Source organism: Streptomyces sp. GDS52 (assembly GCF_052246875.1).
In the GTDB taxonomy this organism is placed as follows: Bacteria; Actinomycetota; Actinomycetes; order Streptomycetales; family Streptomycetaceae; genus Streptomyces; species Streptomyces cathayae.
In genome coordinates this window covers 4,373,343-4,382,500 of sequence record NZ_CM125966.1, presented here as the reverse complement: position 1 = coordinate 4,382,500, position 9,158 = coordinate 4,373,343, and the positions used below count along the sequence as shown (strand labels likewise).

Here is a 9,158-nt window from a genome sequence, read left to right as displayed (position 1 = left end):
GATCCGGCGGTTCACAGCGTCCTCGCTGTGTGTTTCAAAGGAACCGCGTCCCGGCCGGAGGCCGGAGACGGGGTATCAACATATCTGGCGTTGATTTTTGGCACGCTGTTGAGTTCTCAAGGAACGGACGCTTCCTTTGTACTCACCCTGGCGGGTTTTCCTCCGGGCGCTTCCCTTCGGTCTTGCGTTTCCGACTCTATCAGATCTTTCCGGTCCGATTTCCTCGGGGTTTCGCCTTCCGGGTCTGCGCTTTTCGCGTTTCCCTTTCCGGCGGCTCCGACTTTATCAGAAGTTTCGCGCCGGATTGACCGGCCGTAGCTTTCCGATTCATCGGGAGTGGCTTCGTCGAAAGTTTGAATTATCGAGAAGCAGTCAGATGCTCACCGTTGCCGCTGCGGATCCAGGGACCCTGCTCCAGGCAACTGTTCGAATCTACCTCCCCACACGATCCGTGTCAACGGTTCCTGCGGGGCGAAGAGGAGACTAGCAGCTCAGCCGACCGGTTCGCACATCAGGCGGCCGTGGGTACGGCCGCGCTGCGCTCGGCGGCCTCCAGGTCACCGGTCTCCCCGGCACGCGCCGCACGTCCGCCCACGACATAGACGTAGACGAGGAAGAGCAGCTCCGCGACGACGCCGATGCTGATGCGGGCCCAGGTGGGAAGCCCCGAGGGGGTGACGAAGCCTTCGATCGCGCCAGAGACGAAGAGAACCAGCGCAAGGCCTATCGCCATGGCCAGTGCTGCTCGGCCCTCCTCCGCGAGGGCCCTGCGTCGGAGCCGTGGGCCCGGGTCGATGAGGGTCCAGCCGAGGCGCAGCCCGGTGCCGGCGGCGACGAAGACCGCAGTCAGTTCCAGGAGGCCATGGGGCAGCACGAGACCGAGGAAGATGTCGAGCCGGCCGGCGGAGGCCATCAGGCCGAAGCCGATACCCAGGTTGAGCATGTTCTGGAAGAGGATCCAGATCACCGGCAGGCCCAGGAAGACACCCAGGATCAGGCAGAGGGCGGCTGCCCACGCGTTGTTCGTCCAGACCTGGGCGGCGAAGGAGGCCGCGGGATTGCTGGAGTAGTACGTCTCGTACTGGCCACCGGGTCGGGTGAGCTCGCGCAGTTCGCCGGGGGCGGCGATGGAGGCCTGGACCTCGGGGTGGGTACCTATCCACCAGCCGAGGAGGGCCGCGACGGCGGTGGAGAGCAGTGCGGTGGGCACCCACCAGTGGCGCGCTCGGTAGACGGCGGCCGGGAAGCTGTGGGAGAGGAAGTGTGTGACGTCCCGCCAGGACGCGCGGCGGGCTCCTGTCACGGCGCCACGCGCGCGTGCCACCAGCTGGCTGAGCCTGCCGGTGAGCTGGGGGTCGGGAGCCGCGGACTGGATCAGCGACAGGTGGGTGGCCGTGCGCTGGTAGAGCACGACGAGTTCGTCGGCCTCGGCGCCGGTCAGGCGGCGCTGGCGCCGGAGCAGGGTGTCGAGGCGGTCCCACTCCGCGCGGTGGGCGGAGACGAAGACGTCGAGGTCCATCGGTGTGCCTGCTCCTCGGCTGTTCGTCGGCTCTGGGCCGAAGGCTCGTCGTCGGTCGTGCGGGGCGGCCTCATGGGCCGTACGGCATGAGTCGTACGACATGATCAGCTGGTCGTACCGCGATGCGATGTGTCATCAGCTTGGCAGACTGGCGGTGTTCGGGGCAGGCCAGGGAAGGACGTGCGGACATGAGTGAGCTGGTGACGGGCGAGGCGGTGGCGCTGGAGTTGCGCCCCGCGAAGGTGCCCAGCAGGGCGCTGGCCGTGCTGCTCGACCTGGCCGTGGCCGTGACGGTGTACATCGTGGCGACCATCGCGCTGGTGGCTGCCACGGCCTCCCTGGACGAGGCGGCGCAGACCGCGATCTCCATCGCGATGTTCGTGTTGTTGCTGGTGGGCGGGCCGATCGCGGTCGAGACGCTCAGTCACGGGCGGTCGCTCGGGAAGATGGCGTGCGGGCTGCGGGTCGTGCGGGACGACGGGGGCCCGATCCGCTTCCGGCACGCGCTGGTACGGGGCTTGATCGGTGTGATCGAGATCCTCATGACGATGGGCGTCATCGCGTGCATCGCCTCGCTGGCGTCGTCGCGGGGGCGACGGCTCGGGGATGTCTTCGCGGGGACCCTGGTCGTGCGGGAGAGGCTGCCGGTCGGGCCGGTGGGGTTCGTACCGCCGCCTCCGCCCTGGCTGGCCGGTCGTTTCTCCGGGCTCGATCTGTCCGCGGTGCCCGACGGTCTGTGGCTCGCCGTCCGCCAGTACCTGACGCGGATGCGGCAGCTGGACCCGCAGGTGGGCCGGGCGATGGCGGAGCGGTTGGCGGCGGACCTGGCGGACCGGACCGGAGCGCCGGTGCCGCAGGGCGTGCCGGCGGCGGCGTATCTGGCGGCGGTGGTGCAGGAGCGGCAGGTCCGGGAGGCGCGGCGTGCCTTCGGACAGACCGCTGCCGCAGGGGGCGGGCCGGTCGGTGCCGTCGGTCCGGCGGGCGCGTACGGTCCGGCGGGTTCATATGGTCCGGCGGGTGCGTACGGACCTCCCGCGCACCATGCGGCTCCGCCGTCCCCGTACCCGTCCGCTACCGCCGCTCCGGCGGGTCCCTCCGCTCCCGCCGTTGCTCCCCCCGGGCCCGCGTCGCCTCCCGTACCTGCCACGCCTGCCGCGTCCCCCGCGCCCGCCTCACCGTCGGCCGAGGGCCCCTCGACCGGGTTCGTGCCACCGGCGTAGGCCGGGGGCGGGCCGGTCGCTCGCGTCTTCGGTCAGTCGAAGACCGAGGGCGGTGATTCGAGGTCCTCGAGTTCGATGCCGGGGGCCGCGAGGACCACGTCCCCGGCGAGGTGCACGGCGTGCTGCTCGCCCGTGTCCAGGGCCGTGACCTGGTATTCGTCCACGGTCAGGGGGCCGTTGTCAGTGGCGTGTGCTTCTCTTCTCACCAAGGCCCAGGACTGGTCCACGGTGCGCGGGGCGAGCACCGGATCGGTGAGGGCGACGAGGCGTACGCGGGTGGCCGAAGCGGAGGGGGTGAGGCGCAGCAGACGGGCGGTGGCGACGAGGAACGCCGGGGACGAACCGGTGAAGGCGTGGGCGCGCGCATTGCCTTCGGTGGCGTGGGTTCCGGTCGGGTCGGTACGGACCCAGGTGACGCCGTCGAGAGCGGCACCGCGGACCTGCCAGCTCGCGGCGTGCAGTTCGAGCCGGATGGGGCGGCCGAGTTCGTCGAGGGCGAGGTCGACCGAGCCCAGGTGATCGCCGGAGGGGGCGGTGAGCTGGGAGACGTAGCGCCAGCCGGAGGGGCCGGGGGCGCACTGGAAGTGCTCTTCGGCGAGGGGGGTGTGATCGTGCGGATCGTGGAGCGAATAACGGCCGCGGGGCATGGGGGTCCTGGATCTTGACGGGCCGGGCCGGTCGCCGGCCGACCCATGGGACAGGCCCCCGACACGGGGGTGCGGGGGCCTGTCCCGGACGGGTCCGCTGCCGGGGAGCGCGCCGACGGACCGGTGCGCTCCCCACGGCGGGTGCGTGGGCTCAGTAGCGGTAGTGGTCCGACTTGTACGGGCCCTCGACCGTCACGCCGATGTACTCGGCCTGCTCGGGACGGAGCGTGGTCAGCTTCACGCCGAGCGCGTCGAGGTGCAGGCGGGCGACCTTCTCGTCCAGGTGCTTGGGCAGCACGTAGACGCCGGTCGGGTACTCGTCGGGCTTGGTGAACAGCTCGATCTGGGCCAGGGTCTGGTCCGCGAAGGAGTTGGACATCACGAACGACGGGTGACCGGTGGCGTTGCCCAGGTTCAGCAGGCGGCCCTCGGAGAGGAGGATGAGCACCTTCCCGTCGGGGAAGGTCCAGGTGTGGACCTGCGGCTTGACCTCGTCCTTGACGATGCCGGGGATCCGGGCGAGGCCGGCCATGTCGATCTCGTTGTCGAAGTGGCCGATGTTGCCGACGATGGCCTGGTGCTTCATCTTGGCCATGTCGGCGGCCATGATGATGTCCTTGTTGCCGGTCGTGGTGACGAAGATGTCGGCCGTCTCGACGACCTCGTCCAGCGTCGTGACCTGGTAACCGTCCATCGCCGCCTGCAGGGCGCAGATCGGGTCGATCTCGGTGATGATCACACGGGCGCCCTGCCCCCGGAGGGACTCCGCGCAGCCCTTGCCGACGTCGCCGTAGCCGCAGACGACGGCGGTCTTGCCGCCGATGAGGACGTCGGTGGCGCGGTTGATGCCGTCGATCAGGGAGTGGCGGCAGCCGTACTTGTTGTCGAACTTCGACTTGGTGACGGCGTCGTTCACGTTGATCGCCGGGAACAGCAGGGTGCCGTCACGGTGCATCTCGTACAGGCGGTGGACGCCGGTGGTGGTCTCCTCGGTCACGCCGCGGATCTCGGACGCCAGCTGGGTCCACTTCTGCGGCGACTCGGCCACCGTGCGGGTGAGGAGTTCGAGGATGACGCGGTGCTCGTCGGACTCGGCGGTGTCGGGCGAGGGGACCTTGCCGTCCTTCTCGTACTCGACGCCCTTGTGGACCAGGAGGGTGGCGTCACCGCCGTCGTCCAGGATCATGTTCGGGCCGCCGGTGGGGGTGTCCGGCCAGGACAGCGCCTGCTCCGTGCACCACCAGTACTCCTCCAGCGTCTCGCCCTTCCAGGCGAAGACCGGGACGCCCTGCGGGTTCTCGGGCGTGCCGTTCGGGCCGACGGCGATGGCGGCCGCGGCGTGGTCCTGGGTGGAGAAGATGTTGCAGGACGCCCAGCGGACCTGGGCGCCGAGGGCGGTCAGGGTCTCGATGAGGACGGCGGTCTGCACCGTCATGTGCAGGGAACCGGTGACACGGGCGCCGGCCAGGGGCTGCGCCTCGGCGTACTCCTTGCGGATCGCCATCAGGCCGGGCATCTCGTGCTCGGCGAGGGTGATCTCCTTGCGGCCGAAGGCGGCCAGGGAGAGGTCGGCGACCTTGAAGTCCTGTCGGTTGTCGACAGTCGTCATGAAGAGCTGCTCCTCGGGGTGTGGGTCGAGGTGGGTACGGCTGGTCTGCGCGGCGGCGGACACAAGGGTGCCCGAGGAGGACACGGGCATGCCCGCGTGCGGCGCAGCGCAGTCCGTCGGAGGCCCTCTCTCCCTCGGCCGGTCCGCAGGGACCGCCCGACCGCCATCAGCAGCGACGTCTGGCTTCGTCCCAAGCTACACCGACCGGCCCGGTCCTCCCCAGTGAGTCACCGAACACATCAGGCCGACCCTCGGACACGGAGGCCGAACACGGACGGCCGGGGCCAGATCCGGGGCCGGGGTCAGTGTTCCGTCCGGGCCGGGCCGCCGGGGGTGGCCTCGGCGTCGGCGCCCTTGGCGGATTCGGCCTCGCTGTAGATGTCGGGCTCCAGGTAGATCACGCGGGCGATCGGGACGGCTTCGCGGATGCGGGACTCGGCGGCGTCGATGGCGGCGGCGACCTCCGCGGCCGTGTCGTCGTGCCGTACGGCGATCTTCGCGGCGACCAGGAGTTCCTCGGGGCCGATGTGGAGGGTGCGCATGTGGATGACGCGGGTGACGGTGTCGCCGTCGACGACGGCGGCCTCGATCTTCCGGGTCTCCTCGGCGCCCGCGGCCTCGCCGAGCAGCAGCGACTTCGTCTCCACCGCGAGGACCAGGGCGATCAGGACGAGCAGGACGCCGATGCAGAGGGTGCCGACGCCGTCCCAGACGCTGTCGCCGGTCAGCAGGGCGAGCCCGACACCGCCGAGGGCGAGGACGAGGCCTACGAGGGCACCGAGGTCCTCCAGGAGGACGACGGGCAGTTCGGGGGCCTTGGAGTGGCGGACGAACTCCTTCCAGGAGCGCTTGCCGCGCAGGGCGTTGGACTCCTTGATGGCGGTGCGGAAGGAGAAGGCCTCGGCGATGATCGCGAAGACGAGGACCCCGACCGGCCAGTACCAGTGCGTGAGCTCGTGCGGGTTCTTGATCTTCTCGTAGCCCTCGTAGAGGGCGAACATGCCACCGAGCGAGAACAGCACGATGGAGACGAGGAAGGCGTAGATGTAGCGCTCGCGGCCGTAGCCGAAGGGGTGTTGCGGGGTGGCCTGTCGCTGTGCCCGCTTCCCGCCGACCAGCAGCAGGGCCTGGTTGCCGGAGTCGGCCACGGAGTGCACCGATTCGGCGAGCATCGAGGAGGAACCGCTGAAGAGGAACGCCACGAACTTCGCTACCGCGATCGCGGCGTTGGCGGCGAGTGCCGCGACGATCGCCTTGGTGCCGCCTGACGCGCTCATGTGTTCGCGTTGTCCCTTCGTACGCCGTTCACGGGCCCGGGCGGACGTCTTCGTACGCCGCCCGGGCTCCGACTGTCCTTTGACGGGGGGACATTGTTGCAGCCCGATCGGGCTAAGGGTTGTCAGAAAAGCGCCATCGGTGGGTCAGATGACGACAGTGGCCCTGAACAGGGTTCCGGTGCCGGAGACGTCGGCCTTCTCGCCCGCCGGGACGAACACCGAGGTGCCCGGGGACAGCTCGTGCTCACCGGCCCGTACCGAACCGGCCGTGCAGAGCAGGATCTGCGGGGTGGCCAGCGTGAGGTCGTGGGTGGTGCCGCCGGCCGGGAGGACGTAACGGGAGAGCCGGAACTCGTCGGTGGGGGTTTCGTAGAGTTCCTCGCCGTCCGGTGCGGCCTCCGGGCGCAGCACGCCGGGGTCGCGGGACTCGAAGCGGACGATGCGCAGGAGTTCGGGGACGTCGACGTGCTTGGGGGTCAGCCCGCAGCGCAGGACGTTGTCGGAGTTGGCCATGATCTCGACGCCGAGGCCGTTCAGGTAGGCGTGCGGAACGCCGGCTCCGAGGTAGAGGGCCTCGCCGGGCTGGAGCCGGACGTGGTGGAGGAGCATGGCGGCGATGACGCCGGGGTCGCCCGGGTAGTGGCGGGCGATCTCGGCGTACGGGGCGTGGTCGCCGCCGAGGCGTTCGCAGGCGGCGGCCGTTTCCGTGACGGTCCGGGTCATCTCGTCGCGGTCGGCGGTGAGGATCGCGGTGAGGACCTCGCGCAGGGCCGCGTCCTCGGGGCGGGCGCGCAGCAGGTCGACGTACGGCTTGAGGGAGTCCACGCCGAGGGCGTCGAGCAGTTCGGCGGCCTGCCGCGGGTCGCGGAAGCCGCACAGACCGTCGAAGTCGGTGAGTGCGCAGACCAGTTCGGGCTTGTGGTTGGCGTCCCTGTAGTTACGGTGCGGGGCGGTGACGGGGACACCGCGTCGCTCCTCGTCCGCGTAGCCCTCCTTCGCCTGGTCCAGGTCGGGGTGGACCTGGAGGGAGAGGGGCCCTCCGGCGGCGAGGAGTTTGAGGAGGAAGGGCAGGCGCGGGCCGAACTTCGCGACCGAGGCCGCGCCGAGTTCCCGCTCCGGGGCGGCGTCGATGACCTCGGCGAGCGTGCCCCGGTCGGTGCGCGAGGGCGCGCCGGGGTGGGCGCCCAGCCACATCTCCGCCTGTGGCTCGCCGGTCGGTTCGACGCCGAGCAGTTCGGCGATGGCGGTGGTGGAACCCCAGGCGTAGGGGCGGATGGTGTTGTCGAGGCGATCCATCGGGTTCTCTCTGGGTCCTTCGGCAGGTTCTCGTACGGGGGGCGGGCCGTCTCGGGTCGGGCCGCCCCGGGCATGATCAGGCTCCCGAGGTGAGCGCCAGGTAAACGGCGGCGAAATCCGTGACGGCGATCAGTTCGGCGAGGGTCTCCAGTTCGCCGCCCTCCTCCGGTTCCAGTTCGCTGATCGGTGTGTCGTGGCTGAGGGCCAGTTCGCGGGCGGCCGGGGCGGCGGTGAGGCCGCCGATCGGACGGTCGCGGAGCAGCACCACGCGTGTGTGCAGCGCGGGCAGCTCCTCCACGCGGTCGCGGAAGAAGTCGTCCGGGTTGGCGCGGGCGGCGAGTGGGCCGGCCAGCAGGGCGCTGTGCACGCCGAGCGCCTCGGGGAGTTCGGCGACGACGGCGGGGTTGCCGGACAGTTCCGCGAGCGCGGCGGCGAAGCGGCGGCCCGCCGGGCCGGCCGAGGTGCCCTCGGTCCATACGACGGGGAGCGAGTCGGCGAGTTCGGCGGCCAGGGTCTTGGCGGGGTTGTTGTAGATGGCGATGGCCGGGCCGCAGCGTTCGGCGATGCGGTCGAGCCGGTCGGCGACCTTCTCCAGGGTGTCCGGCGGGGCGGTGAGCAGGCCGGTGCGGTCCAGCAGCGCGAGCAGCGGGGTGAGCAGCGCCCACAGGGCTCCGGGGGCGGAGGAGGCGAGCGGTTCCTCCTGCTCGTCCTGCTCGTAGGGCGCGGTCGCCATGGGGACGAACAGGCCGTGGGAGCCGTTGACCGCGTCGGCGAGCGGGGTGCGGGCGGGGGCCACCGCGACGACGGTGCAGCCGCGCCGGTAGGCCTGTTCGGAGAGCAGGGACAGGCCCGGTTCGGTGCCGTCCGGGGTGGCGATCAGGAGCAGGTCCACGGAGCCGGCCCAGCCGGGCAGTTCCCAGCGCAGGGCGCCCGCGGCGGGGGCCACGCCGGTGGGCGCGAGCCGGGTGACGGGGCTGCCGGCGCCGGCGAGGGTGCCGAGGAGGTCGGCGGTCTGGGTGGCGGCGGCGCCGGGGCCCGCGATCAGCACGGCGCGGGGACGGCCGTCGGGCTTGAGGTCGTGGACACCGGCCTCGGCGGCGTACCGGGCGGCGGTGCGGACGCGGGCGCCCGCTTCGGCGGCGCCGCGGAGCAGCCCGCGGCGGTCGGCCTCGGCGAGGCCCTCCGGTGAGTCGAGCAGCGATTCGTCGATCATGGGCGGCAGCCTTCGAACGGCGGGGCGGCGGGTCGCGGGGCGGCGGTACGCGGGGCGGCGGGTCGCTGATGCGCAGGGTCGCCGGGGCGTCGGTCACCCGGGGCGGCGGGCCTCGTCGACGAGGAGGACGGGGATGCCGTCGCGGATCGGGTACGCCAGGCCGCATTCCTCGCCGGTGCAGATCAGCTCACTGTCCTGCTCCTTGAGGGGGGAGTGGCAGGCCGGGCAGGCGAGGATCTCCAGGAGGCCGGTTTCCAGCGGCATGAGGGGGTTCCCTTCGGGGCGGGCGTATGCGGATGTGCCTGGTCAGGGTACCGCCGGTGGAGCCGGTGCGGGCGGGCGGCGACCGTCGGGCCGGCGCCCGCCCCGCCCGTGCG

Annotated in this window: 8 protein-coding genes; 1 reads left to right on the top strand and 7 read right to left on the bottom strand. The window is 71.3% G+C overall.

The features are described from left to right. Positions 1 to 511: 511 nt before the first annotated feature. Positions 512 to 1,519 (bottom strand): stage II sporulation protein M, encoded by a 1,008-nt coding sequence (locus ACTWJ9_RS20070; RefSeq protein ID WP_279335626.1) that lies wholly within the window; start codon positions 1,517 to 1,519, stop codon positions 512 to 514. Positions 1,520 to 1,707: 188 nt separating this feature from the next. Between ACTWJ9_RS20070 and ACTWJ9_RS20065 the strand changes: the two genes are divergently transcribed. After that, the gene (locus tag ACTWJ9_RS20065) at positions 1,708 to 2,739 is read left to right on the top strand and encodes an RDD family protein (protein ID WP_279335625.1); all 1,032 of its coding nucleotides are present in this window, start codon (positions 1,708 to 1,710) and stop codon (positions 2,737 to 2,739) included. A 32-nt stretch (positions 2,740 to 2,771) separates the two neighbouring features. On the opposite strand, the gene ACTWJ9_RS20060 is transcribed toward ACTWJ9_RS20065, so the two are convergent. From ACTWJ9_RS20060 to ACTWJ9_RS20035, 6 genes are all read right to left on the bottom strand, one after another. Next, positions 2,772 to 3,386, bottom strand: coding sequence for a hypothetical protein (locus ACTWJ9_RS20060; RefSeq protein ID WP_279335624.1), 615 nt, complete (start codon positions 3,384 to 3,386; stop codon positions 2,772 to 2,774). A 151-nt stretch (positions 3,387 to 3,537) separates the two neighbouring features. Continuing rightward, positions 3,538 to 4,995: an adenosylhomocysteinase gene (gene ahcY, locus ACTWJ9_RS20055; RefSeq protein ID WP_279335623.1), complete on the bottom strand. Its 1,458-nt coding sequence runs from the start codon at positions 4,993 to 4,995 to the stop codon at positions 3,538 to 3,540. 302 nt (positions 4,996 to 5,297) lie between these two features. After that, on the bottom strand, positions 5,298 to 6,272 hold the full coding sequence (locus ACTWJ9_RS20050; RefSeq protein WP_279335622.1) for a cation diffusion facilitator family transporter: 975 nt from the start codon (positions 6,270 to 6,272) through the stop codon (positions 5,298 to 5,300). Positions 6,273 to 6,416: 144 nt separating this feature from the next. Next, on the bottom strand, positions 6,417 to 7,568 hold the full coding sequence (gene manA / locus ACTWJ9_RS20045; protein WP_443294534.1) for a mannose-6-phosphate isomerase, class I: 1,152 nt from the start codon (positions 7,566 to 7,568) through the stop codon (positions 6,417 to 6,419). A 76-nt stretch (positions 7,569 to 7,644) separates the two neighbouring features. After that, the gene (locus ACTWJ9_RS20040) at positions 7,645 to 8,781 is read right to left on the bottom strand and encodes an SIS domain-containing protein (RefSeq protein ID WP_443294533.1); all 1,137 of its coding nucleotides are present in this window, start codon (positions 8,779 to 8,781) and stop codon (positions 7,645 to 7,647) included. A gap of 93 nt (positions 8,782 to 8,874) precedes the next feature. Next, entirely contained in the window at positions 8,875 to 9,045 is a 171-nt protein-coding gene (locus tag ACTWJ9_RS20035; RefSeq protein ID WP_279335619.1) for a Trm112 family protein, read from the bottom strand. Positions 9,046 to 9,158: the final 113 nt, after the last annotated feature.

Excerpts from the sequence above, each read along its gene's own strand:
- manA (WP_443294534.1), bottom strand. The coding sequence starts at position 7,568 with ATGGATCGCCTCGACAACACCATCCGCCCCTACGCCTGGGGTTCCACC.
- ACTWJ9_RS20035 (WP_279335619.1), bottom strand. The coding sequence starts at position 9,045 with ATGCCGCTGGAAACCGGCCTCCTGGAGATCCTCGCCTGCCCGGCCTGC.
- ACTWJ9_RS20050 (WP_279335622.1), bottom strand. The coding sequence starts at position 6,272 with ATGAGCGCGTCAGGCGGCACCAAGGCGATCGTCGCGGCACTCGCCGCC.
- ACTWJ9_RS20040 (WP_443294533.1), bottom strand. The coding sequence starts at position 8,781 with ATGATCGACGAATCGCTGCTCGACTCACCGGAGGGCCTCGCCGAGGCC.
- ahcY (WP_279335623.1), bottom strand. The coding sequence starts at position 4,995 with ATGACGACTGTCGACAACCGACAGGACTTCAAGGTCGCCGACCTCTCC.
- ACTWJ9_RS20060 (WP_279335624.1), bottom strand. The coding sequence starts at position 3,386 with ATGCCCCGCGGCCGTTATTCGCTCCACGATCCGCACGATCACACCCCC.
- ACTWJ9_RS20070 (WP_279335626.1), bottom strand. The coding sequence starts at position 1,519 with ATGGACCTCGACGTCTTCGTCTCCGCCCACCGCGCGGAGTGGGACCGC.
- ACTWJ9_RS20065 (WP_279335625.1), top strand. The coding sequence starts at position 1,708 with ATGAGTGAGCTGGTGACGGGCGAGGCGGTGGCGCTGGAGTTGCGCCCC.